This window comes from Rhodococcus sp. ACS1 (assembly GCF_002300155.1).
GTDB lineage: Bacteria > Actinomycetota > Actinomycetes > Mycobacteriales > Mycobacteriaceae > Rhodococcus_F > Rhodococcus_F koreensis.
In genome coordinates, this window is the sequence record NZ_NSDZ01000001.1 from 1,484,581 (window position 1) to 1,508,867 (window position 24,287).

Sequence of the window (24,287 nt, forward strand, 5' to 3'; positions counted from 1 at the left end):
GGTGTGGACTCGCTGCGTGCGGCGCTGGCCGAGGTCGTCGGGGAACGGTTCGTGACCGTGGACGCGGACGTGCTCGCCGCCCGCGCGACCGACCACACGGGGCGCTACAGCGGGCAGGCGAGCGGACTGGTCCGGCCCGCGGACGCCGCGGAAGTCTCGGCCGTGCTGGGCATCTGCCGCCGGGCCGGTATGAAGGTCACGGTGCAGGGCGGCCGCACCGGACTCGAGGCGGGCACGGTTCCCGAGCACGACGACGTGCTGCTGTCGACGGAACGGCTGACCGCGGTGGGCGCCGCCGACCGCGAGAATCTGCGCGTCACCGTCGGCGCCGGGGTCACCCTCGCGGCGGTACGCCGTGTCGCGTCCGACGCCGGACTGTTGTTCGGCGTCGACCTCGCCTCCCGCGACTCCGCGACGATCGGCGGCATGGTGTCGACCAACGCCGGCGGGCTGCACACCGTGCGGTACGGCCACATGTCCGCGCAGGTGCTGGGCCTGGAAGTCGTGCTCCCCGACGGGGCGATCGTGCGGCGCAGCATGCGGGTGGGCGCCGAGAACTGCGGATACGACCTGCCCGCGCTGTGGGTGGGCAGCGAGGGCACCCTCGGTGTGGTCACGGCCGTCGATCTGGCGCTGCACCCGGTTCCGGAATTCCGTGTGACCGCCCTCGCCGGGTTCGCGCACCTGTCCGGGCTGATCGACGCGGCGCACGTCGTCCGGCGGCTGGGGGGCGTCGACGCCGTGGAGATGCTCGACGGCCGCGGGCTCGACCTGGCCTCGGCGCGGCTCGGTTTCGCGGTTCCCACGGGACTGCCGTGGTATCTCCTGGTGGAACTGGCCGGCCACCGCGACCTCACCGGCGAACTCGCCGACGCGCTGGAACGGTGCGATCCCGACGACGAACCCGCCGTCGGGATCGATCCCGCAGGCCGCGCCCGGGTGTGGGCGGCGCGCGACGCGTTCGCGGACGTGGTCGGGCTGTTCGGGCCACCGCTGAAATTCGACGCCGCCCTCCCGCTGGACGCACTCGCCGCGTTCGTCGCCGACGCCGTCGCGCTGGTGGCGAGCCGGGCACCCGACGCGGTCCCGATACTGTTCGGGCACGTCGCCGACGGCAACGTCCACCTCAACGTGCTGCGCTGCCCCGACGAGTCCGTGCTGTACCGGCCGGTGACGGAACTGATCCGCGACCACGGCGGCAACATCGCCTCCGAACACGGCGTCGGCGCACACAAACGCAACTACCTGGACCTCGCGCTCAGCCGCGAGGACATCGGCGCGATGTGGACGATCAAGCGGGCGTTCGACCCCGACGACTACCTCAACCCCGCAGTGATGTTTCCCGACTGGCTGCGTCGTCCGCACTGACCCCGGGCTTCTTCTCCCGCAACGGTCGGGCGAAACAGACGGAGGCGACGAAACCGACCAGCAGGACGGCGGCGGGCAGCCAGATCGACTGCGACATCGCCGTGGCGAACGGTTCCTTCACGAACTCGGGCATCTCCCCGACTCCGGCCTCCTGGCTGTCGGCGTTCAGCCCCTGCGCGGACAGGCGGGCCGTGATGAGCGCGCCGATCGCGGCGCTGCCGAGGACCGCGCCGACCTGGCGGGTCGTGTTGTAGACGCCCGCCCCGGCGCCCGCCTGATGGGGCGGAAGGTTGTGGGTGGCCGTGGCCGCAAGCGGCGACCAGATACACGCGTTGGCCAGACCGATCAGCCCGATCGGCAGCAGCAGTTCCCAGATCGCCACGTCGGGCGACATCACCATGGACAGCCAGCCGAGCGCGATCGAGAACAGCAGGAACCCGGCGCCCGCGATGTACCGCGGGTGGGTGCGGTCGACGAGTTTGCCGATGAACGGGGCGAACACACCGGTGAGGACGGCCATGGGCACGAGCAGCAGGGCCGACCGGGTGGGCGACAGACCGCGCACCGCCTGCGTGTAGAACATCAGCGGCAGGACCATCGCGGTGATCGCGAATCCCATCGAGGTGATCGCCACGTTGGCGAGCGAGAAGTTGCGGTCCGTGAACAAGCCCAGCGGCAGCAGCGGCTCGTTCTTGTTCCAGGACTGGTACCAGACGAAGACGCCGAGCAGGACGAGGCCTGCGCCGATCGAGGCAAGCACGGTCGCCGACCAGTCGTAGGAACTGCCCTCCTGGATTCCGAACACGAGGAAGAACATGCCGAGCGCGCTGAGCACGACCCCGGGGATGTCGAACTTGTGCGCGTGGGTCTGGAGAGAAGGCACGAGTCGCCAGGCGAGCACGAATGCGATCACGCCGACGGGGACGTTGACGATGAAGATCCACTGCCAGCCGAGGTTGTCCACGAGCACGCCGCCGGCGAGCGGTCCCACCAGGGTGGCGACACCGGCGACGGCACCCCACAGACCCATCGCGGTGCCGCGGCGGTCCGGCGGGAACGTGCGGGTGATGACGGCCATCGTCTGCGGCGTCATCAGTGCGGCGCCGAGTCCCTGGAACACCCGCGCGACGATGAGCATCGTGATGGTGCCGGACAGTCCGCACCACAGCGACGCCCCGGTGAACAGGACGAGCCCGATCAGGTAGATGTTCTTGGGACCGAAGCGGTCACCGAGTCGACCGGTGACCAGCAGCGGCACCGCGTACGCCAGCAGGTAGGCACTGGTGACCCAGACGACCTTGTTGATGTCGGTGTGCAGGTCGTTCATGATCGCCGGATTGGCCACCGCGACGATGGTGCTGTCGACGAGGATCATGAAGAAGCCGATGACGAGGGCCCACAGCGCGGGCCAGGGATTTCGGTGCTCGGGTGGTGCGGTGCGCTCGGTGTCCATCATCAATCCTTTGCTGAACCGGACGGGATCCGGCGTGAGTGTGTCAGTCGTTCGACGAGTTCCGGCGAGAGCCACGGCAGGGCGCCGGAGTCGATGTCGGCCACCAGGGCGCGGAGCCATTCGTGCTCCGCGCGGGCGACGGTGACGAGGAATTCGTTGCCGAGGAGGAAGATCCTGGGGATCTCGGTGGAGCAGGCGAGCGCGGCGGCCGTGTCGAGTTCGTCGATCTCGCGGGTGAGGTGATCGAGCCGTTCCCGGAGCAGTTCCACCACGGTGGGTGCGTCGACGTTGTGCGCCTCGGCCAGTGCGAGCGGGAACTGCGGGTACTCGGGCACCGGGGTGGCGAGCATGTCGCTCACCCGGTGGACGAGCGCTTCCCGGCCCGCGTCGGTGACCTCGTACATGGTGCGTTCGGGCCGGTTTCCCGCCCGGTCGGTGCCGGTGGTGCGCACCAGTCCTTCACCTTCGAGCCTGCTCACGGTGTGGTACAGCGACCCCGGCCGGATCTTCACCACGCGTCCACGGCGGGTGTCCGCGAGTTGATACATCTCGTACGGGTGCATCGTGCGCTCACACAGCAGGCCGAGGATGGTGACGCCGAGCGGCGTGAGTGCCACGGTCACCACCTTTCCACTACTCCGAGTCGAATACTCCACGTGGAATATACCGTCCGGGGTCGGCGCGAACAAGCGGCTACCGTGGGCCCCGTGGACTCCCATCACCTCGACATCATTCGACTCGCCTGGTCACGCGAACTGGGATTGCCCGACGACGCACTGGCCGCCCGGCCGGACGCCGACGACCGCGCGGTCCGGGTGGACGACGACACCGACACGATCCGATTCCTGCGCCTCGGCGAGACGTCCGCGCTCGTCGGACCGCGGTGGGCGATCGAGCGCGCCGACGGGCACACGGCGGAGGAACTGACGGAATCCGCGACGCTGCTCGCCCTCACCCAGGATCGGTCCGGACGGTGCGCCGGCCCGGTGGCGCTCGCGTACGGCACCGACTACCAGGATCCGGTGACCGGCCCGCCACCCCTCGTCTCCCACGAACGCGACCACGTCCGGCAGGTCGAGGCGGCATGTCCCCCGGATGACGTCGCCGAGGCCCGGGTGGCAGACCGCGAGCGGTGGTTCACGATCCTCGACGACGCGCAGCAACCGGTCGGGTGTGCCGGTTACACCGAGTTCCAGGGATTCCTCGCCGATGTCGGGGTGCTCACGGCACCGGAGTTCCGGCGTCGGGGACTGGGCGCCACGGTCGCCGGGATCGCCACCGACGACGCACTCGACGCCGGCCTGATCGCCCAATGCCGTTCGCCCCGCGGCAATCCGGCCTCGCGCGCGCTCGCCGCCCGCGCCGGGTACCGGGAACTGGGAACGTACGCCGAGGTCACGATCTCGCGAAGTACGCTCTGAGACGACATCGAAAGACGGGGAACGAGTCGACCATGACAGACCGAACGTCAGAACCGCACGGCACGGAAGGCGCGTACGTCGAATCCGGCGCCGAGTTCACGCGCGACACGCACTACATCCCCACCCGCATCACGGCCGACGGCCGCGACGGCTATCCCGTCGAGCCCGACCGCTACCGACTCGTGGCCGCCCGCGCCTGCCCGTGGGCCAACCGCGCCATCATCGTCCGGCGGCTGCTCGGGCTCGAAGACGTGTTGTCGATGGGGCTGTGCGGCCCCACCCACGACAAGCGCAGCTGGACCTTCGATCTCGACCCGGGCGGACTCGACCCCGTGCTGAAGATCCCGCGCTTGCAGGACGCGTACTTCGCGCGCTTCCCCGACTACCCGCGGGGCATCACCGTACCGGCGATCGTCGACGTCCCCACCGGGCAGGTGGTCACCAACGACTACCCCCGGATCACCCTGGACCTGTCGTCGGAATGGACGCGGTACCACCGCGACGGCGCGCCCGACCTCTACCCCGGGCCGCTGCGCGACGAGATCGACGAGGTCGCCGACCTCGTGTTCCGCGACGTGAACAACGGTGTGTACCGGTGCGGATTCGCCGGATCCCAGGAGGCGTACGAGTCCGCCTACGACCGCCTGTTCGCCCGCCTCGACTGGCTCGAGGAGCGGCTGACCGACCGCCGGTACCTCGTCGGGGACACCATCACCGAGGCCGACGTGCGGCTGTTCACCACCCTGGCACGGTTCGACGCGGTCTATCACGGGCACTTCAAGTGCAACCGGAACAAACTCGACGAGATGCCCGTCCTGTGGAGCTATGCGCGCGACCTCTTCCAGACGCCCGGGTTCGGCGACACCATCGACTTCACCCAGATCAAGCAGCACTACTACATCGTGCACACCGACATCAATCCCACGCAGATCGTGCCGAAGGGCCCCGACCTGTCCGGCTGGCTCACGCCGCACGGCCGTGAAGGGTTGGGCGGCAGGCCGTTCGGGGACGGCACCCCGCCGCCTCCGCCGAAGCCCGGCGAGGAGGTCCCGGCCGGGCACGGCGTGTGATCGGGCGGATCTAGGCGCCGGCGTAGGTGCCGAAACTCCAGAACACGCCCTCGGGGTCGCGGCAGGTGAATCCGCGCGAGCCGTAGTCCTCGTCCTTCAGTCCGGCGACGATCGTGGCGCCGGCGGCCACGGCGCGCGCGTGGAGTGCGTCGGGGTCGTCGACGACGAGGTACACCGACCCCGTCCCCGGCGGCAGGTCGCTGATGACCGAGTCGTCGCGGGGTGAGCCGAGCATGATGCCGCCGCCCTTCGGCCAGCCGAGTTCGGCGTGATCGACCCGGTCGCCCTCGCCGTACACCGCCTTCTCGGCGAACCCGAAGGCCTCGACGAGGAAGCGGATCGCGCCCCGCGCGTCGCGGTAGACGAGCGTGGGCCACACACATGTGGTTTGCGTCGAAGTAGTCATGACATCACCGTGCACCGTCGTCGGGGTCGGGGTCTTGGACGAATGAGAAGGGGTCGATCTCCCGCCACCGCGACGGCGGGACTCCCGCGAGATCGCGCCAGTCCCGCGCCATGTGGGCCTGGTCGTAGTAGCCGCACACCGCGGACACGTCGGCGAGTGTCGCCCCGGCGGCCCCCTTGAGCATCCGGTGCGCACGATCGAAGCGGGACAACCGCACCACGTCCTTGGGCGTCACGCCGTACTCCGCGACGAACCTGTTCACCAGATGCCTTCTGCTCCAGCCGACCTCGTGCGCGACGTCGCCGACCCGGACACCGCCGCCGGCGACGAGCAGGTGCCAGGCGCGGGTGAGATGCGGGTCGATCTCCGCAGGCGCGGCGCGGCGCGTGAGGATCTCGTCGAGGATCGCGAACCGCCCGTCCCAGCCGGGTTCGAGGGACAGCCGTTCCGTCAACTCCCCCGCCTCGGAACCGAGCAGGTCCTCGAGGCCGACGACCCACGCACCCAGGGCGGCGGTGGGCACGCCCAGCAGCGCCCGGGCGCCGAGCGGGCTGAGTGCCAGCTGGACGCCGTGCTGGTTGCCGTCGTGCCGGATCGTCACCGGTGCCGTCGCGATGCCGCTGGCCAGCGTGTCGTATCGACCGGGCGCCTGCTCGGGCGCCGCCTGGGCTGCGATGTCGAGGGGCTCGTCGATCGTCACGATCACCGTCAGGCAGGGCGAGGGCAGACCGAGATGGATGCCGGGCTCGAACCCGGCGAGCCGGTAGCCGTCGTACCCCGTGACCAGGGCGCGCAGGGGTGCGGCCGGGCGCCGGAAGGCCCCGGACGACACCGCGGTATCGCTGTCGGCGACGCTCACGACACCAGCCTAGGCAACGGCGCCGACAGCGGCCACGGCGTTCGCTCACCTACAGTCGGTGCCAGCACACTCGAAGCACTAGGCGAGACGGGAGCCCCGATGGCTGGCAATGGTGGACCGGTGGAGAAGGTACTGGTCTCGGTCCTCGACAACGGAAGCCGGCTCCAGGCGCCCGCGGTGGCCAAGTACGTCGAATGGGTCCGGCGCTCGCACCCCGGTGAGTCGCCCGCGCAGATCGTCGAGCGCATGGAGAAGATGTTCCTGCTGGCGGTGACGGGCAGCGGCAGCGCCGTCGGCGCCACCGCCGCCATTCCCGGGGTCGGCACTGTCGCCTCCATCGCGGCGGTGGGCGCCGAATCGGCGTTCTTCCTGGAAGCGGCGGCGCTGCTCACCCTCGCCGTCGCGTCGGTGCACGGCATCTCCGCCGCCGACCATCAGCAGCGGCGCGCACTGGTCCTCTCGGTGGCCCTCGGCGAATCGGGCATGGAGATCGTCCAGAAGGCGACCGGTGTGACGGCGAAGAACTGGGCCAGCGCCATCACCAGCCGCATCCCCGGCCCCACGATGAAGGGCATGAACAGCACGCTGGTGCGCAAGTTCATCACCAAGTACGCCGCCCGCCGCAGCGCGCTGATACTCGGCAAACTCGTGCCCGCCGGCATCGGCGCCGCCATCGGCGGCGCCGGCAACCGGGCCATCGGCAAGGGCGTCATCAAGAACTCGCGGGAGGCATTCGGTCCCGCGCCTGCCCGCTGGCCGGACGAGCTCCGCGCGATCGAAGCGTGACCTAGTGGGCGAAGTGCTGTTCCGTCGAACGCCCGCCGCCCTTCTCGCAGAGTTCGGCGCACACTTCCTCGATCGCCTCGGCGACGAGGGTCCCCAGGTCGGCGCTGAAGCCCTCGCGGACGACGATGCGCAGAACCGCCACGTCCTCCGCGTCGGCGGGCATCGTGTAGGCGGGCACCTGCCAGCCCCGCGCCCGCATCTCGTGTGACACGTCGAAGACCGTGAACCCGGGGTCGCCGACCAGTTCGAACGACAGCACCGGTATGTCGGTCCCGTCCGTGATGAGGGTGAAGTATTCGAGCTCGGCGATGCGCTTGCCGACCCGGACCGCGGTGTCGCGCAGCGTCTCCATGATCGACCGGTAGCCTTTCCGGCCGAGCCGCAGGAAGTTGTAGTACTGGCCCACCACCTGATTACCGGGCCGCGAGAAGTTGAGGGTGAACGTCGGCATGTCGCCGCCCAGGTAGTTGACCCGGAACACCAGCCCCTCGGGAAGGTACTCACGCTCACGCCACACCACGAACCCGATCCCCGGATACGTCAACCCGTACTTGTGACCACTCACGTTGATCGAGGCGACGCGCGGAACCCGGAAGTCCCACAACAACTCCGGTTGCAGGAACGGGACGACGAAGCCACCGCTCGCCGCGTCCACGTGGATCGGGACGTCCGGGCCGCCGGACGCGGCGAGCGCGTCGAGCGCTGCCGCGATCTCGGCCACCGGCTCGAGTTCCCCGGTATAGGTGGTGCCCACGATCACGATCGCACCGATGGTGTTTTCGTCGACCGCGTCCCGCACCTGCTCGGGCGTGATGACGTAGCGGCCCTTCTCCATCGGCAGGTACTTGGGCTCGACGTCGAAGTACCGGCAGAACTTCTCCCACACCACCTGGACGTTGCTGCCGAGCACCAGATTCGGCCGGGCAGTGTCCTTCCCGGCCGCTTCCTGCTTCGCCCGCCACCGCCACTTGAGCGCAAGCCCACCGAGCATGACCGCCTCGCTGGAACCGATCGTCGAGACGCCGGTGGCGCTGGCCGGGTCGGTGGTCGACAGGTCGGGGGCGTGGAACAGATCGGCCACCATCGACACGCAGCGGGCCTCGATCGCCGCCGTCGCGGGGTACTCGTCCTTGTCGATCATGTTCTTGTCGAACGTCTCGGCCATCAATTTGTCGGCCTCGGGATCCATCCACGTGGTGACGAACGTGGCCAGGTTCAACCGGGAACTGCCGTCGAGCATCAACTCGTCGTGGATGAACCGGTACGTGGCCTCGGGATCGGTTTCGTCGTCCGGCATCCGCAACGCCGGAAACGGGTCGACCGAGAGGCGCCCGGTGTACGCGGGAGAGATGACGTCGCGTTGGTGATGATGGTGGTGCTTGCTCATGTGCGTCCCCAATCGATTGGTGTCAGCAAGCGCCGTCGCGACGCCTGTACGCAGTTGGTGAATCTCGGCACGGCAGCCCAGTAGGGTCGGAACAGTTCCATTCGATTGTGGCAGGGGAGGACGGGTTGACCACAGTAATCCCGGGAAGTTTCGCGGCGCCGATCGAGGTGCGGGGGCTGTCGAAACGCTTCAAGAACGTCGACGCGGTCACGGACCTCGGCTTCACCGTGCCGCAGGGATCGATCACCGGATTCCTCGGGCCCAACGGCTCGGGCAAGACCACGACGCTGCGGATGATCCTCGGTCTCGTGAAGCCGACGTCCGGCACCTCCACGGTCGCCGGCGTCCCGATCCGCTCCCTCGTCGACCCCGCGCGCACGGTCGGCGCCGTCCTCGACTCGCAGAGCCTGCACCCCAACCGGACGGCACTCGACCACCTGAAGGTGTACGCGTCCGCGATCCGCGTTCCGGACGCACGCGCACGCCAGGTGCTCGCACTCGTCGGGCTCGAGGACGTCGCCGGTCGCAAGGCGGGCGGTTTCTCCCTCGGCATGCGTCAGCGGCTGTCGCTGGCGACGGCGCTGCTCGGTGATCCGCGGATCCTGATCCTCGACGAACCGGCCAACGGGCTCGACCCCGAGGGCATCGCCTGGCTGCGCGAATTCCTGAAGGGCTTCGCCGCATCCGGCCGCACCGTGCTGATTTCGAGCCACATCCTCCGCGAGGTGGAGCAGACCGTCGACAATCTGGTGATCGTCAGCCGCGGCTCCCTCGTCTACCAGGGACGCATGGAGGAGTTGCGCAAGTCGCAGCAGAGCCGGTTGCTGGTCGCGTCGTCGAGCCCGGCCGCGCTGGCGACCGCCCTGGCCGCGAAGGGCATCGTCGACGCCCGCTCGCTCGCCGATGGGCGCCTCGCCGTCGTCGGTGCGTCCCTCGAACTCGTCGAGTCCGTCGCCGCGGGAGCCGGGGTGACGATCTTCGGGGCCGTCGGCGATCACATCGACCTCGAGCAGCTCTTCCTGTCGATGACCGCGGGCCAGTACGTCGCCGGGGCGAGCCCCGCCGCGCCCTCGGGGTACGGCCCGCCGCAGACGTACGCTCCCCAGCCCGGGTACGCGCCGCCCGGCTACCCCGCACAACCGGGTTACGCCCCGCAACCCGGCTACGGGCCGCCGCCCGGCTACCCCGCGCAACCGGGATACGCCCCGCCACCGGGCTACGGCCCACCACCCGCACACCTCCAGCAGGGTCCGATGTCCGGAGGTCCGCGATGACAACACTGCTCACCGCGGAATTCCGCAAGGTCACCACATTGCGTTTCTGGTGGATGCTCGGTCTGGCACCGCTGATCGTCGGAATGTTCTCGAGCGCGATCACCCTTCCGGTGATGCGCGCCTTCACCGACGCGTTCGAGGCCGATCCGAACGAGGCCAACCTCGCCGCCACCCTGTTCGGGCTGGCCGTCGCCGTCGCCCTCGTCGTCCTGTTCGCCGCACTGTTCGGGGCGGTCAACGTGGGCACGGAATTCCGGTACAAGACGCTCACCACCACGTTCCTCACCGCCCGCGGCCGGGACGGGGTGATCGGCGCCAAGCTCGCCGTCACCGCGGCGTTCGGCTTCTTCTACTGCCTCGTGGTGGAGGTGGTCAGCGTCGCCCTGCTGCTGACGTTCGGCGGTGACACCTTCGAACTGCGCGGATCCCTGTTCGCGATGCTCGGGGCGGCCCTGATCTGCGCGACACTCTGGGCGCTCATCGGCGGCGGCGTGTCGATGCTCACCGGCTCGTCCGTCGGAAGCTGCATCGCCCTCGTCGTCTGGTACACCCTCGGCGAGATGATCCTCCGCTCGATCCTCAGCGGAATCGGCATCGGCTCCGTCGGCGGCATCCTCCCCGTGTCCGCCACCCTCGGGACGGTCGCCAACGCGGCCGCAGGCAACGAGATCGACTGGCTGACGCTCTGGCCTGCCGCACCCCTCGCCCTGCTCGGGTGGACGGCGGTCTTCGTCGCAGGCGGTTGGGCGCTCACCCGGCAGCGCGACATCACCTGACGCCGCGCCGGATACCGGCCCTGTCGGCACCCGGCGCTAACGTGGACCCAGTGGTAGGTGAGAGTGCGTCCGGTTCGGTGATCGAACGGGAACAGACGCTGGAGCGGGATCAGGCACGGCCGGGCTGGATTCGACGGCTGAGCGGTGAGTGCTGGGCGCACCGTCGCGTCGCACTCGGCGCCCTGACCGTGACGGTGATCGCCGCCGGCATCGATATCTCGTTTCCCCTCCTCACCAAGTACGCGGTCGACGCAGCGGGCTCCGGTAGCGCCACCCAGGTGATCGGCACCGCCGCACTGCTCATCGCACTGCTCGCGTGCGTGCGGTTCGGCTGCCAGTACGGCCGCCGGATGCTCGCGGGCAAGCTGTCCCTGGACGTCCAGCACGACCTGCGGCTGGGCCTGCTCGGCGCGCTGCAACGGCTCGACGGGCGGGGGCAGGATCAGATCCGCACCGGCCAGGTGGTGTCCCGGTCCATCACCGACCTCCAGCTGGTGCAGGGCCTGCTCGCAATGGTCCCGCTGTCGGCGGGAGCGCTGCTCCAATTCGTCCTCGCCCTCGCGATCATGGCGTGGCTCTCGCCGTTGCTGACCGTCGTCGCGCTGGTGATCGTTCCCGCGGTCTGCCTCGTCGTGTACACGATGCGACCGAAGCTGTTCGCGGCCACCTGGTCGGCGCAGCAGCGGGCGGCCGACCTCGCGCAGCACGTCGAGGAAACCGTCACCGGTGTCCGCGTGGTCAAGGGCTTCGGCCAGGAACGCCGGGCCGTCGACCAACTCGAGGACCACAGCCGGGCGCTGTACGCCGAACGCCTGCGGGCCGCCCGGATCAACGCGCGCTTCGCCCCGACCATGGCGGCGCTGCCCCAACTCGGCCTCGTCGGCGTCATCGCGATCGGCGGCTACCTCGCACTGCACGGGACCATCACGATCGGCACGTTCCTCGCCTTCGCCACCTACGTCGCCACGATGACCGGCGTCACCCGCACCCTGTCGTCGGTCGTGATCATGGCCCAGCTGTCCAGGGCCGCCGTCGAGCGCGTGTACGAGGTGATCGACGCCGAACCGGAGGTCGCGGACCCACCGCACCCCACCGCGCTGCCCGGCGGACCGCTCGGTGTGGATCTGCGCTCGGTGACGTTCGGGTTCGAATCGGAGCGCCACGTCCATCGCGGGCTCGACCTGCGGATCGCACCCGGCGAGACGGTCGCGGTGGTCGGCATGGCCGGCTCCGGCAAGACCGCACTGTCGCTGCTGCTCCCCCGCTTCTACGCGCCGTCCTCGGGTTCGGTGTCCCTCACGTCCGGCGGCGAATCGTTCGACGTGTCCACCCTGAGCGCCGAGCAGTTGCGTGAGGCGGTCGGACTCGTGTTCGACGAACCCTTCCTCTTCTCCGACACCATCGCGGCCAACATCGCGCTCGGCAGGCCCGACGCCAGCGCCGAGGAGATCCGCGCCGCCGCCGCCATGGCCGCCGCCGACGAATTCGTCTCCGCGTTGCCGGAGGGCTACGACACCGTCGTCGGCGAACGTGGACTCACGTTGTCGGGCGGACAGCGGCAGCGGATCGCGCTGGCACGCGCACTCCTCACCGACCCGCGGGTGCTGATCCTCGACGACGCCACGTCCGCTGTCGACGCCACCACCGAGGCGTCGATCTTCGAGGCACTGCGCGCCAACCACGGCCGGACGGCACTGATACTGGCGCATCGCCGCTCCACGCTGTCGCTCGCGGACCGCGTCGCCGTTCTCGACGGCGGACGGATCGTCGATTCCGGCACGGTCTCCGAACTCGACGAACGGTGTCCGCTCTTCCGCGCACTGTTCGCCTCCGCCGAGAACGCGGGCCCCATCGACGTCAGCGTCCCCGCACCGAGCGACCCCATGCCGTATCGGCGCGTGCCGTCCGAGTCCGAGTTGTGGCCGGAGGACGCCGAGGAATGGGACGGACCCGTCGCGGCCGCCTCGTCCGGCCGCACCCCGGCCCCCGGCGCGGGCCCCGGCGGCCGTGCCGGCGGCGGACCGATGGCGGGAGCGCTGGGCAGCGTGGCCGCCACCCCCGAACTCCGGGACGCCGTGAATGCGCTGCCGCCGGCCGTCGAGAGCCCAGGCATCGAGACGCGGAACCTGCGCCTCCCCGAACCCGACTTCCGGCTGTCGCGGATCCTGCGGCCGGTCCGCGGCCTCCTCGTGGCCGTCGTCGTCTGCCTCGCGCTCGACGCGCTGGCGGGGATCGCGTTCCCGTCCATCGTCCGGTACGCGATCGACCACGGTGTCGTCCCGCAGGACGCCGCGACGCTCTGGACTGCCGCGGGGGTGGGCGTCGCGCTCGTCGTCGCCGGCTGGCTCGTCGTCGCCCTGATGACGGTGCTCACCGCGCGAGCGGGAGAACGGGTGCTGTTCGGGTTGCGGGTGCGCAGCTACGCCCACCTGCAGCGGCTCGGGCTCGACTACTACGAGCGCGAACTGTCCGGCCGCATCATGACGCGGATGACCACCGACGTCGACGCGCTGTCCTCGTTCATCCAGACGGGGATGTCCACCGCTGTGGTGAGCGTGCTGACCGTCCTCGGCATCTCGGTCGCCCTCGTCGTCACGAACGTCACGCTCGCGCTGGTGGCCCTCGCCGTCATCCCGCCGCTCCTCGTCGCGACGCTGATCTTCCGCCGGATCTCCTCGGTGGCGTACACGGTCTCGCGGGAGCGGATCTCCCTCGTCAACGCCGACTTCCAGGAGAACGTCGCCGGGCTCCGCGCCGCCCAGGCATACCGCCGCGAGGAGTTCGCCGCCCGCCGGTTCGCCGAGCGGGCCGACAGCTACCGTCGCAGCCGGATGCGGTCGCAGCGGGCGATCTCGCTGTACTTCCCGTTCATCGCGTTCCTGTCGGACCTCGCCCTGGCCACCGTGGTGTTCGTCGGTGCACACCAGGTCGCGGGCGGTCACACGTCCACAGGGACCCTCGTCGCCTTCGTGCTGTACCTCGGGCTGCTGTTCGGGCCCATCCAGCAGCTGTCGCAGGTGTTCGACGGGTATCAGCAGGCCAGTGTGGGCCTGCTCCGGATCGGAGACCTGCTCCGCACACCCAGCTCCATCGAGCGGGCGACCTCCCGTGACGATCTCCAGCCGATCCACGGGCATCTGCGCGGCGAGCTGTGCCTGCGCGACGTCGGGTTCCGCTATCAGGGCGCGGACAGCGACGCCCTCACCGACATCGAACTGCACATCCCCGCCGGCACCACCGTCGCACTCGTCGGCCGGACCGGTGCGGGCAAGTCGACCATCGTGAAGCTGCTCGCCCGCTTCTACGACCCGACGTCCGGGGCGGTGCTCGTCGACGACGTGGACCTCCGCCGGTACCCACTCGGCGAGTACCGCGGACGGCTCGGCGTCGTCCCCCAGGAAGCCCACCTCTTCACCGGGACCGTCGCCACCAACATCGCGTACGGCCGCCCGGATGCGAGCCGGGAAGAGATCGAGAACGCGGCCCGCGCGGTCGGAGCACTGGGCACGATCGCCGAATTGCGGGGTGGGATGCATCACCCCATCGGCGAGCGCGGGCAGGGTTTGTCGGCGGGCCAGCGCCAGCTGATCGCGCTCGCCCGAGCCGAGCTGGTCGACCCCGATCTGCTGCTGCTCGACGAGGCGACCGCGACGCTCGATCCGGCCACCGAGCAGGTAGTTCTCGAGGCGAGCAGCCGTGTGACACGCACCCGCACGTCGGTGGTGGTGGCCCACCGGCTGGCCACCGCGGCCCGGGCAGATGTGATCCTCGTCATCGACAAGGGCCGGGTGGTGGAAACGGGATCGCACGCCACCCTGCGCTATGCCGGTGGCCACTATTCGGGACTGTGGGATGCGGCGGAGACCGGGGCGGGGAATAATCGCGGGGCGAGAACCGTCATCGATGGTGACCCCATCGGTTGGCCGTGAGACAGCTCACACGTGCAGGCCTGGCGATCTACACGTCACACGCGAGGGCTAGTCTCATGTATATAGGCGCTCTGATCGGGTACCGAAATAGAAACGAGGCGAACACCTGCCGTGAGCAGCAGCTCTACATCCCAGTTCGGACAGAACCAGTGGCTGGTTGACGAAATGTACCAGCGTTTCCAGGACGATCCGTCGTCCGTGGACGCGAGTTGGCACGAATTCCTGACGGATTATTCTCCCGACGCAGCCGCCGCCAAGGCAGGCGCAGCCAACGGACGCGGCACGAACGGCACCACCACCGCCGCACCTGCTGCCGCTCCCTCCGCCAAGGCTTCGACTCCCCCTGTTTCCGAGTCCGCGACCGCACCCCAGCCTCAGACCAAGCCGGCCAACGGTGCCGCAGCCAAGACTGCACCCAACGGTGCAGCTCCGAAGGCTGCCGCCCCGAAGACCGAGGCCCCCAAGAAGGCCGCACCCGCAAAGGACGCCCCGGCGAAGGACGCGAAGGCGTCCGCCCCCGCGCCTGCCGCCGACGAGTCGAAGGTTCTCCGCGGCGCAGCTGCTGCCGTCGCGAAGAACATGTCGGCATCGCTGGCCATTCCGACCGCCACCAGTGTTCGCGCCATCCCTGCGAAGCTGATGTTCGACAACCGGATCGTCATCAACAACCACCTCGCCCGTACCCGCGGCGGCAAGATCTCGTTCACGCACCTGCTGGGTTACGCGATCGTGCAGGCGGTCAAGGCGTTCCCGAACATGAACCGGCACTTCGCCGAGATCGACGGCAAGCCCAACGCGGTCACCCCCGCACACACCAACCTCGGCCTGGCCATCGACCTGCCGGGCAAGGACGGCAACAGATCCCTCGTCGTCGCCGCGATCAAGAACACCGATACCCACAACTTCACGCAGTTCTACAGCGCGTACGAGGACATCGTCCGGCGCGCGCGTGACGGCAAGCTCACCGCCGAGGACTTCTCGGGTGTCACGATCTCGCTCACCAACCCCGGCGGCATCGGCACCGTGCACTCCGTGCCGCGCCTGATGAACGGCCAGGGCGCCATCATCGGTGCCGGCGCCATGGAGTACCCGGCGGAGTTCCAGGGTTCGAGCGACGAGAAGATCGCCGAGATGGGCGTCGGCAAGCTCATGACGCTGACCTCGACGTACGACCACCGCATCATCCAGGGCGCGGAGTCCGGCGACTTCCTTCGGACCATCCACAAGCTGCTGATCAGCGACGAGTTCTACGACGAGATCTTCCACTCGCTGCACATTCCGTACGAGCCGGTCCGCTGGCGCCAGGACGTCTCCGAAGGCGCGGTCGACAAGAACACCCGCGTCCTCGAACTGATCGCGGCGTACCGCAACCGCGGCCACCTGATGGCCGACACGGACCCGTTGCAGTTCGTCAAGGACAAGTTCAAGAGCCACCCCGACCTGGACGTCACGACGCACGACCTGACGCTGTGGGACCTCGACCGCGAGTTCAAGGTCGGCGGATTCCACGCCCAGGAGAAGATGAAGCTGCGCGACGTGCTCAGCGTGCTGCGCGACGCGTACTGCCGCCACGTCGGTGTCGAGTACACGCACATCCTGGAGCCGGAGCAGCAGCAGTGGCTGCAGGACCGGGTCGAGGCGCACCACGTCAAGCCCACGGTCGCTCAGCAGAAGTACATCCTGAGCAAGCTCAACGCCGCCGAGGCGTTCGAGACGTTCCTGCAGACCAAGTACGTCGGCCAGAAGCGCTTCTCGCTCGAGGGCGCCGAGTCCGTCATCCCGATGATGGACGCCGTCATCGACCAGGCCGCCGAGCACCAGCTCGACGAGGTCGTCATCGGCATGCCGCACCGCGGTCGCCTCAACGTTCTCGCGAACATCGTCGGTAAGCCGTACTCGAAGATCTTCACGGAGTTCGAGGGCAACATGAACCCGGCGGCCGCTCACGGCTCCGGCGACGTGAAGTACCACCTCGGTGCCGAGGGCACGTACATCCAGATGTTCGGTGACAACGACATCACCGTGTCGCTGACGGCCAACCCGTCGCACCTCGAGGCTGTCGACCCGGTCCTCGAGGGCCTGGTCCGCGCGAAGCAGGACATCCTCGACAAGGGTGAGGACGGCTTCACCGTCCTGCCGCTGATGCTGCACGGCGACGCCGCGTTCGCCGGTCAGGGTGTCGTGGCCGAGACGTTGAACCTGGCGCTGCTGCGCGGGTACCGCACCGGCGGCACCGTGCACATCGTGGTCAACAACCAGGTCGGTTTCACCACTGCCCCGGAGCACTCCCGTTCGTCGGAATACTGCACCGACGTCGCGAAGATGATCGGCGCGCCGATCTTCCACGTGAACGGCGACGACCCCGAGGCGTGTGTCTGGGTCGCCCAGCTCGCTGTCGACTTCCGGGAGAAGTTCCAGAAGGACGTCGTCATCGACATGATCTGCTACCGCCGTCGCGGTCACAACGAGGGCGACGACCCCTCGATGACGCAGCCGGCGATGTACGACGTGATCGACACCAAGCGCAGCGTCCGCAAGAGCTACACCGAATCCCTGATCGGCCGTGGCGACATCTCGCTGAAGGAAGCCGAAGACGCCCTGCGCGACTACCAGGGTCAGCTGGAGCGGGTGTTCAACGAGGTTCGCGAACTCGAGAAGTACACGCCGGAGCCCAGTGAGTCGGTCGAGCTCGACCAGGTGCTGCCCACGAAGCTGAAGACGTCGGTCGACGAGTCGGTGCTCGAGCGGATCGGCGACGCGTTCGTCAACCTGCCCGAGGGCTTCACCGTCCACCCGCGCGTCAAGCCGGTCATCGAGAAGCGCCGCGAAATGTCGCGCGAGGGCAAGATCGACTGGGCCTTCGCCGAGCTGCTGGCGTTCGGTTCGCTGGTCGACCAGGGCAAGATGGTTCGCCTGTCCGGCCAGGATTCCAAGCGCGGCACGTTCACGCAGCGTCACTCGGTCCTCATCGACCGCAAGACGGGCGCCGAGTACATCCCGCTGCAGAACCTGGGCAGCGAGAACCCCGGCAAGTTCCTGGTCTACGACTCCGCGCTCAGCGAGTTCGCGGCCGTCGGCTTCGAGTACGGCTACTCCGTGGGCAACCCGGACGCGCTCGTGCTGTGGGAGGCGCAGTTCGGTGACTTCGTCAACGGTGCACAGCCGATCATCGACGAGTTCATCTCGTCCGGTGAGGCCAAGTGGGGCCAGCTGTCCGACGTCGTGCTGCTGCTGCCGCACGGTCACGAGGGTCAGGGTCCCGACCACACGTCCGGTCGTATCGAGCGCTTCCTGCAGTTGTGCGCCGAGGGTTCGATGACCGTGGCCGTGCCGTCCACCCCGGCCAGCTACTTCCACCTGCTGCGTCGCCACTCGCTCGACGGAATCCGCCGCCCGCTGGTCGTCTTCACACCGAAGTCGATGCTGCGCAACAAGGCCGCGGTCTCCGACGTCGAGGACTTCACCACCGGCAAGTTCCGCTCGGTGTTCGAGGAGCCCACGTACGAGACGGGCAACGCCGAACGCGACAAGGTTCGCCGGGTCCTCCTCGTCAGCGGCAAGCTGTACTGGGAGCTGCTGGCGAAGAAGCAGAAGGACAACCGCGAGGACATCGCGATCGTCCGCATCGAGCAGCTGTACCCGGTTCCGAGCCGTCGTCTCCGCGAGACGCTGGACCGCTACCCGAACGCCACCGAATTCCGGTGGGTTCAGGAGGAGCCGGCGAACCAGGGTGCGTGGCCGTTCTTCGGTCTGGCTCTGCCCGAGTTGCTGCCCGACAAGCTGTCCGGAATCAAGCGCATCTCGCGTCGTTCGATGTCGGCACCGTCCTCGGGTTCGAGCAAGGTGCACGCTGTGGAACAGCAAGAGATCATCGATGAAGCCTTCGGCTGAAGAGCGTGAAACGGCTGAAGCCTTCGGCTGAAGCGTTCAGCTGACCGTCTGATTGACTGATCTGCCATTGAGCCGGGTCGAGTTCACTCCACGGAGTGGACTCGACCCGGCTTCGTGGTGCCTGGACCTCGGTCGCCACCTCACATGTATCGGCGCCCGGCCGCGGCCGTACGGCGGGTGTTTCCTGCGGGCCGAGTCGATGCATGCGCTGTTCGGGGCGGCCGACGAGTCACGTCCCCGCGAAGGCGATCAATCGTTCAACGCGCTCTCGCACAACCAGTCGTTCCTGCGGTACGTCGCCGACCCTCCGATCGGCGTGGGATTGTGGATCCTGGACGAGCCCGAGGCCGCGCTGTCGTTGCAGTCGTGCGTGGCGTTGCTCGGCGTCCTCGCGGATCTGGCCGAGGAGGGTTCGCAAGTGATCATGGCGACGCACTCTCCCCTGCTCGCCGCGGCGCCGGGCGCGGAGATCTGGGAACTCTCCTTCCTGCGGCATCTGTAGCCCGGTCACGCCGGGGCCCGGCCGCACGCACCACTTCTCTGCACACGCGCAACTTTTCGCGCCCGAAAACGGGAGCGGCTACCCACAACGAGTGCGTCCGCTTCGGCGTCGGGGTAGTAGGGGTGTCAGGTCGTCGTGGCCGACACGAGCGCGGCGGCGATCTCGGGCGCGGCGGCAATGGCCAGCGCGGGAAGGGCCTGAACATTGAGTTCGATCAGTTCTTCGCGGGTCAGGTGCGGGTCGCGCAACCAGGAAATCGTGACTTCCTCGACGTAGGCGATCCAGCCCCGGACGGCGAGTTCGACCGCCCGGGTGGGCTCGATGCCGATCGCGGGCAGTTGTTCGAGGGTCCGCTCGGACATCACGGCGCGGGTCTGCTCGAAGACGGACCGCATGTCCGGGTCCCCGCTCGCCGTTCCCCGCAGGAGCGAGACGTACGTGCCACGGTTCTCGGTGACGTAATCGACGTACGACGCGAGCACCGAGCGCAGGATCTGCATCGGATCGCGCGCCTCCTCGACGTACGGGTCGGGGGCGGTGCGGGCGAGCATCTCGCTACTGGTGTGCCGCACGATCTCGAGGTGGAAGTCGTGCTTCGACGCGAAGTAGTGGAACAGCAGGCCGCGGGAAACACCGGCCTGATCTGCGATGTCCTCGACGGAGATCTGCTCGAGCGGGCGCTCCGCCAGCATCTTGGCGCCGAGGTCGATCAGTTGGGCGCGCCGTTGTTCGGGGCTGAGACGGGTCCGCTTCACAACGTCCATGGGACAAGACTACTGAATGAAGGTCAATAGGCTATTGACTGCCCCTCAATAGCGCCCTATGGTTTCTTACATGAGTCTCCCCGTCACAGATACTTACGCCCCCACCGCAGGTGTCCGCCACGTCGACACACTGATCATCGGCAGCGGGTTCGCCGGCCTCGGCGCGGCGATCAAGCTGACCCAGGCAGGCAAGACCGACTTCCTCGTGCTCGAACGCGGCAACGAGGTCGGTGGTACCTGGCGAGACAACACGTATCCGGGTGCGGCGTGCGATGTTCCCTCACATCTGTACTCCTACTCGTTCGCGCTGAACCCGGAGTGGACCCGGTCGTTCTCGACGCAGCCCGAGATCCAGAAGTACATCCAGTCGGTGGCGGACAAGTACAAGGTGCGCGACAAGCACCTCTTCGGCTGTGACGTGCAGTCCGCCCACTGGAACGAGTCGACCACTCGCTGGGAGGTCAGCACCACCAAGGGGAACTTCGTCGCGAAGGTGGTCGTCTCCGCGGTCGGCGCACTGTGCGAGCCGTCCCTCCCCGACATCAAGGGCATCGAAGGCTTCGAGGGCGAGATCTTCCACTCCGCCCGCTGGAACCACGACGCCGATCTGACGGGCAAGCGCGTCGCCGTCATCGGCACCGGCGCCTCGGCCATCCAGATCGTGCCCGCCATCGGCAAGAAGGTGTCGCACCTCGACGTGTACCAGCGCACGGCGCCGTGGATCCTCCCCCGGGCGGACCGCGAGTACACGACGCTCGAGCACACCGCGTTCAAATACCTCCCCGGCTTCCAGAAGCTGTGCCGCACCGGCATCTACTGGATGCGCGAGAGCCAGGTCGTCGGACTCGCGAAGGCCCCCGTCTTCATGAAGCCGCTGCAGCTCGCGGCCGAGCGCCACCTGCGCCGTCAGATCAAGGACAAGGCTCTGCGCAAGAAGGTGACGCCGAACTTCCAGATCGGCTGCAAACGCATGCTCATCTCGAACAACTACTACCCCACCCTCGCGCAGGACAACGTCGACCTGGTGACCGACGGCATCGCCGAGGTCACGGCGAACTCGGTGATCTCGAAGGACGGCACCGTCCGCGAGGTCGACGCCATCGTCGTCGCCACCGGCTTCCACGTCACCGACTCCCCCACGTTCGAGGGCATCTTCGGCAAGGACGGCCGCTCGCTCGCCGCGGTCTTCGACGAGGGCGGGCAGCAGGGTTACAAGGGCGCCGCGATCGCGAACTTCCCCAACATGTTCTTCCTGGTCGGCCCGAACACGGGCCTGGGCCACACCTCGATGGTCTTCATGATCGAGTCGCAGCTCAACTACCTCGTCGACGCCCTGCAGACGATCGACAAGTACGGTATCGGCAAGATCGAGGTCCGTCAGGACGCCCAGGACCGGTACAACGCCGACCTCCAGGAGAAGCTGTCACACAGCGTCTGGAACAACGGCGGGTGCGCGAGCTGGTACCTCGACAAGCACGGCAACAACACCACCCTGTGGCCGGGCTTCACGTTCCAGTTCCGGAACGAGACCAGGCGCTTCGATCTCACCGCGTACGACAGCGTGGCCACCGCCGATCTGCCTGCGCCCGTGCACGTGAACGGAAAGACCCCCGGATCCGCCGCCATCCCGGCGCAGATCGACCTCGACGACGACAAGGTGACAGCACAGTGAGCGAGTTCGCAGGCAAGGTAGTCGTGATCACCGGGGCCGGCTCCGGCATCGGCAGGGCGCTCGCCCTCGATCTGGCGCGCCGGGGCGCCCGGCTGGCGATCTCGGACATGGACACGGTCGGACTCGCCGAGACCGCACGCCAGGCGGAGGCGCTGGGCGCCGAGGTCAAGTCCGATCACCTGGACGTCACCCAGCGCGAGGCGGTGCTCGCGTACGCCGACGAGGTGCGGGCCCACTTCGGCAAGATCAACCAGGTGTACAACAACGCCGGCATCGCCTACCACGGTGAGTTCGAGAAGTCCGAGTTCAAGGACATCGAGAAGATCATGGACGTGGACTTCTGGGGAGTCGTCAACGGCACCAAGGCGTTCCTGCCGCATCTCATCGCGTCGGGCGACGGTCACGTCGTGAACGTCTCGAGCCTGTTCGGACTGCTGTCCATGCCCGGCCAGAGCGCGTACAACTCGGCGAAGTTCGCCGTGCGCGGTTTCACCGAGTCGCTGCGCCAGGAGATGCTGATCGCCAAGCATCCCGTGAAGGTGACGTGTGTGCATCCCGGCGGCATCAAGACGGCCATCGCCCGCAACGCCACCGCGGGACCGGGCGAGGATCTCGACACGTTCGCAAAGTTCTTCGACCAGAAGCTGGCACGCACCACTCCGGAAGCGGCGGCGGAGACCATCGTGACCGGCGTCCGTAAGGGCAAGGCGCGCGTGCTGATCGGCGCCGACGCCAAGTTCCTCGACGCCTGGGTGCGGCTCGTCGGACCGAGCTACCAGCGGGTGGTTGCCCTCGTCGCCGGACGCGTCCTCCCCAAGTCGAACTGAGGTACCGATGAGCTTCCACCTGCCGCTGCCGGTCGTCGCGACGGCCCTCCGGCCGTTCTACCGCCTCAGCCTCAACGCACGGCTTCCGTACTCGGTGCAGCGGACCCTTCTCGACGTGGGTGCTCCACTGCAGCAGGTGCCCGCCGGTGCCGTCGTCCGCCCGACCGTCCTGGCCGGGAGGCCCGCGGAGCGGATCACGGTGGGAGCCACCGAACGCCGGACCGCTGTCCTCTACCTGCACGGCGGTGCGTACACGATCGGTTCGCTCGCCACCCACCGATCGCTGGCCGCCCACATCGCCCGGGAATCCGGTTGCGTCGTCTACACCCTCGACTACCGGCTGGCTCCGGAGCATCCGTTTCCGGCCGGGCTCGAGGACGCCGTCGCCGCGTACATGGAGCTGAACACCGAACACGGTTACGAGACAGAGCAACTCGCCATCGCGGGCGATTCGGCGGGTGGTGGCCTGACCGTCGCCACCGCACGACGCCTGATCGATCGGCACGGCGTGACTCCCGCGGCGTTGGCGTTGATCTCCCCGTGGGTCGATCCCGGCAGGCGCGACACGTCCCGGGACCGTGATCTCGTCGTCAACACCGCGTGGTCGTTCGACGCCGCCGAGAAGTACCTGGGCAACGGAGACGCGCGGGATCCGGGTTACGCACCGTTGCAGGGAAATCTGGCGGGACTGCCGCCGACGTTGATACACGTCGGGGTGGACGAGGTGCTTTACCCGCAGATAATGGAGTTCGTCGACAAGCTGAACGAGTCGAAGGTGGACGTCACGCTCACCGAGTACGCCCGGCTGTGGCACGTCGCCCATCTGCAGGCGTCCCTGGTCCGCGAGGCCGCGGACGCGGTCGCGGAACTCGGGGCGTTCCTGGGTTCACAGATGGGAGTCCAGCCACACCCGCGCCACGTCGGCTGAATCGGCACCACCGCGGACCTGGCCGATCATGTCGGCCAGGTCCGCGGTCGTCAGTTCACCCGCCACGACGTTCAGCGCCTTCAGCTGGGCTTCGCTCAGGGTCCCGATCCGGAACAGCGGCACCACGTTCTGCGCGGTGAACACGTGTTCGTCGTCGGACAGCAGCACCAGATCCGTGTCCGCGACGTCGGGCGACGACGTGGTCACACCGGCCACCACGGCTCCGCCCGCCGGTGCGGGGACGGCGAGTTCACCGAGCGCGGCGGCGTCGTCGGCCACCCTCGTCGTCTGCGCGAACGTGCACCCGGTGAGGCCGGCGAGAGCATCGGCCTCGAACGCCGGGGCGAGGACGGCGGTGCTCTTTCCGCACGAGGGAACGAGGTCGTCCAGCGTGGTGAGACCGAGCTGTTCGGATATCTGCGGAGTCACCGCCAGCGCCGACCTGTCCTCGGCGGCGGCGAAGTCGGAGATCGAAAGCCCCTGCGGCAGAGCCTTACTCAACGCCTCGAACACGTCGTTCTGTTCGGTTTCCGTCGACTCGGGGTCGTAATAGCGCAGCAGCCGGCCCGTGAACTCCGGCACCAGCGTGACGCTTCCGGCATCGAGTTGCCCGAGATAGGCGGTCCGGTCACCGAGGCCGTCGTCGGTGGTGACCGGCGCGCCCGTCGAACGCAGGGCACCCGCATAGATTTCGGCAAGGATGCGGCTCTCCGCACCGTCACCCGCACCCACCACGATCTGGCCCTGCCCCTGTCCCGCGGACTCGTCGAGGGTTCTGTCGCCACCGGCGCACCCGGACGCTGCCCCCGCGACCAGTAGCAGCGCGGACGCGGCGATCAGTGCCCGGGACCACGCCGCCGGGCGCCCGGCCGATTCGTCTGTGCGTGTGTGTGCCACGTCGCGCCTTTCGTTTACCTCGAGCCGGCCGAAAACCGTGCTCTGTCCGCCCCTATCGTTACACTGGCCAACCGATG

19 protein-coding genes are annotated in these 24,287 nt (G+C 68.4%); 12 read left to right on the forward strand and 7 right to left on the reverse strand.

Features of this window, described 5'->3' with window-relative positions; all coding sequences use genetic code 11:
* Positions 1–3: 3 nt before the first annotated feature.
* Entirely contained in the window at positions 4–1,368 is a 1,365-nt protein-coding gene (locus CJ179_RS07000) for an FAD-binding oxidoreductase (RefSeq protein WP_095860977.1), read from the forward strand.
* On the opposite strand, the gene CJ179_RS07005 is transcribed toward CJ179_RS07000, so the two are convergent.
* Both CJ179_RS07005 and CJ179_RS07010 read right to left on the reverse strand, forming a co-directional pair.
* On the reverse strand, positions 1,322–2,821 hold the full coding sequence (locus tag CJ179_RS07005; protein WP_095860978.1) for an MFS transporter: 1,500 nt from the start codon (positions 2,819–2,821) through the stop codon (positions 1,322–1,324). The two genes, CJ179_RS07000 and CJ179_RS07005, sit on opposite strands and share 47 nt — an antisense overlap.
* A gap of 2 nt (positions 2,822–2,823) precedes the next feature.
* Positions 2,824–3,447: a PadR family transcriptional regulator gene (locus tag CJ179_RS07010; protein WP_257015356.1), complete on the reverse strand. Its 624-nt coding sequence runs from the start codon at positions 3,445–3,447 to the stop codon at positions 2,824–2,826.
* Between the two features lie 72 nt (positions 3,448–3,519).
* On the opposite strand from CJ179_RS07010, the gene CJ179_RS07015 reads away from it, so the two are divergent.
* Both CJ179_RS07015 and CJ179_RS07020 read left to right on the forward strand, forming a co-directional pair.
* Complete coding sequence (locus CJ179_RS07015) at positions 3,520–4,242, forward strand: GNAT family N-acetyltransferase (protein WP_072948332.1); 723 nt, start codon at positions 3,520–3,522, stop codon at positions 4,240–4,242.
* A gap of 32 nt (positions 4,243–4,274) precedes the next feature.
* Positions 4,275–5,312 carry a glutathione S-transferase family protein gene (locus CJ179_RS07020; protein ID WP_095860979.1) on the forward strand — a complete coding sequence of 346 codons (1,038 nt, stop codon included), beginning with the start codon at positions 4,275–4,277 and terminating at the stop codon, positions 5,310–5,312.
* A 10-nt stretch (positions 5,313–5,322) separates the two neighbouring features.
* Here the strand turns inward: CJ179_RS07020 and CJ179_RS07025 are convergent, their stop codons facing one another.
* Positions 5,323–5,718, reverse strand: a complete 396-nt coding sequence (locus CJ179_RS07025) for a VOC family protein (protein ID WP_072948330.1) — start codon at positions 5,716–5,718, stop codon at positions 5,323–5,325.
* A 4-nt stretch (positions 5,719–5,722) separates the two neighbouring features.
* Positions 5,723–6,577: a helix-turn-helix domain-containing protein gene (locus tag CJ179_RS07030; RefSeq protein ID WP_095860980.1), complete on the reverse strand. Its 855-nt coding sequence runs from the start codon at positions 6,575–6,577 to the stop codon at positions 5,723–5,725.
* Between the two features lie 99 nt (positions 6,578–6,676).
* On the opposite strand from CJ179_RS07030, the gene CJ179_RS07035 reads away from it, so the two are divergent.
* Positions 6,677–7,363 (forward strand): hypothetical protein, encoded by a 687-nt coding sequence (locus tag CJ179_RS07035; protein ID WP_072948328.1) that lies wholly within the window; start codon positions 6,677–6,679, stop codon positions 7,361–7,363.
* 1 nt (position 7,364) lies between these two features.
* Here the strand turns inward: CJ179_RS07035 and CJ179_RS07040 are convergent, their stop codons facing one another.
* Positions 7,365–8,750, reverse strand: a complete 1,386-nt coding sequence (locus CJ179_RS07040; protein WP_072948326.1) for a glutamate decarboxylase — start codon at positions 8,748–8,750, stop codon at positions 7,365–7,367.
* Positions 8,751–8,875: 125 nt separating this feature from the next.
* On the opposite strand from CJ179_RS07040, the gene CJ179_RS07045 reads away from it, so the two are divergent.
* From CJ179_RS07045 to CJ179_RS07065, 5 genes are all read left to right on the forward strand, one after another.
* Positions 8,876–10,024 carry an ABC transporter ATP-binding protein gene (locus CJ179_RS07045; protein ID WP_095861082.1) on the forward strand — a complete coding sequence of 383 codons (1,149 nt, stop codon included), beginning with the start codon at positions 8,876–8,878 and terminating at the stop codon, positions 10,022–10,024.
* On the forward strand, positions 10,021–10,800 hold the full coding sequence (locus tag CJ179_RS07050; RefSeq protein ID WP_072948324.1) for an ABC transporter permease: 780 nt from the start codon (positions 10,021–10,023) through the stop codon (positions 10,798–10,800). The genes CJ179_RS07045 and CJ179_RS07050 overlap by 4 nt, the downstream gene beginning before the upstream one ends.
* Positions 10,801–10,850: 50 nt before the next feature.
* Positions 10,851–14,729 carry an ABC transporter ATP-binding protein gene (locus CJ179_RS07055; RefSeq protein WP_095860981.1) on the forward strand — a complete coding sequence of 1,293 codons (3,879 nt, stop codon included), beginning with the start codon at positions 10,851–10,853 and terminating at the stop codon, positions 14,727–14,729.
* A 111-nt stretch (positions 14,730–14,840) separates the two neighbouring features.
* A complete protein-coding gene (locus tag CJ179_RS07060; protein WP_072948322.1) occupies positions 14,841–18,620 on the forward strand; it encodes a multifunctional oxoglutarate decarboxylase/oxoglutarate dehydrogenase thiamine pyrophosphate-binding subunit/dihydrolipoyllysine-residue succinyltransferase subunit in 3,780 nt (1,259 codons plus the stop codon).
* Positions 18,621–18,672: 52 nt separating this feature from the next.
* Positions 18,673–19,122: an AAA family ATPase gene (locus tag CJ179_RS07065; protein WP_143548871.1), complete on the forward strand. Its 450-nt coding sequence runs from the start codon at positions 18,673–18,675 to the stop codon at positions 19,120–19,122.
* A 125-nt stretch (positions 19,123–19,247) separates the two neighbouring features.
* On the opposite strand, the gene CJ179_RS07070 is transcribed toward CJ179_RS07065, so the two are convergent.
* Positions 19,248–19,886 (reverse strand): TetR/AcrR family transcriptional regulator, encoded by a 639-nt coding sequence (locus CJ179_RS07070; RefSeq protein WP_095860982.1) that lies wholly within the window; start codon positions 19,884–19,886, stop codon positions 19,248–19,250.
* 70 nt (positions 19,887–19,956) lie between these two features.
* Between CJ179_RS07070 and CJ179_RS07075 the strand changes: the two genes are divergently transcribed.
* From CJ179_RS07075 to CJ179_RS07085, 3 genes are read left to right on the forward strand one after another with little or no spacing between them, the layout of a single operon-like run.
* Positions 19,957–21,558: an NAD(P)/FAD-dependent oxidoreductase gene (locus tag CJ179_RS07075; RefSeq protein ID WP_095860983.1), complete on the forward strand. Its 1,602-nt coding sequence runs from the start codon at positions 19,957–19,959 to the stop codon at positions 21,556–21,558.
* Positions 21,555–22,385: an SDR family oxidoreductase gene (locus CJ179_RS07080; protein WP_072948315.1), complete on the forward strand. Its 831-nt coding sequence runs from the start codon at positions 21,555–21,557 to the stop codon at positions 22,383–22,385. The genes CJ179_RS07075 and CJ179_RS07080 overlap by 4 nt, the downstream gene beginning before the upstream one ends.
* A 7-nt stretch (positions 22,386–22,392) precedes the next feature.
* Positions 22,393–23,313 carry an alpha/beta hydrolase gene (locus tag CJ179_RS07085; RefSeq protein ID WP_095860984.1) on the forward strand — a complete coding sequence of 307 codons (921 nt, stop codon included), beginning with the start codon at positions 22,393–22,395 and terminating at the stop codon, positions 23,311–23,313.
* On the opposite strand, the gene CJ179_RS07090 is transcribed toward CJ179_RS07085, so the two are convergent.
* Positions 23,272–24,210 carry an ABC transporter substrate-binding protein gene (locus tag CJ179_RS07090; RefSeq protein ID WP_095860985.1) on the reverse strand — a complete coding sequence of 313 codons (939 nt, stop codon included), beginning with the start codon at positions 24,208–24,210 and terminating at the stop codon, positions 23,272–23,274. The two genes, CJ179_RS07085 and CJ179_RS07090, sit on opposite strands and share 42 nt — an antisense overlap.
* Between the last annotated feature and the right edge of the window lie 77 nt (positions 24,211–24,287).

Bases quoted from the DNA above. Each gene is read 5' to 3' on its own strand.
- CJ179_RS07005 (WP_095860978.1), bottom strand. From the start codon at position 2,821: ATGGACACCGAGCGCACCGCACCACCCGAGCACCGAAATCCCTGGCCC.
- CJ179_RS07020 (WP_095860979.1), top strand. From the start codon at position 4,275: ATGACAGACCGAACGTCAGAACCGCACGGCACGGAAGGCGCGTACGTC.
- CJ179_RS07025 (WP_072948330.1), bottom strand. From the start codon at position 5,718: ATGACTACTTCGACGCAAACCACATGTGTGTGGCCCACGCTCGTCTAC.
- CJ179_RS07035 (WP_072948328.1), top strand. From the start codon at position 6,677: ATGGCTGGCAATGGTGGACCGGTGGAGAAGGTACTGGTCTCGGTCCTC.
- CJ179_RS07040 (WP_072948326.1), bottom strand. From the start codon at position 8,750: ATGAGCAAGCACCACCATCATCACCAACGCGACGTCATCTCTCCCGCG.
- CJ179_RS07050 (WP_072948324.1), top strand. From the start codon at position 10,021: ATGACAACACTGCTCACCGCGGAATTCCGCAAGGTCACCACATTGCGT.
- CJ179_RS07070 (WP_095860982.1), bottom strand. From the start codon at position 19,886: ATGGACGTTGTGAAGCGGACCCGTCTCAGCCCCGAACAACGGCGCGCC.
- CJ179_RS07075 (WP_095860983.1), top strand. From the start codon at position 19,957: ATGAGTCTCCCCGTCACAGATACTTACGCCCCCACCGCAGGTGTCCGC.
- CJ179_RS07085 (WP_095860984.1), top strand. From the start codon at position 22,393: ATGAGCTTCCACCTGCCGCTGCCGGTCGTCGCGACGGCCCTCCGGCCG.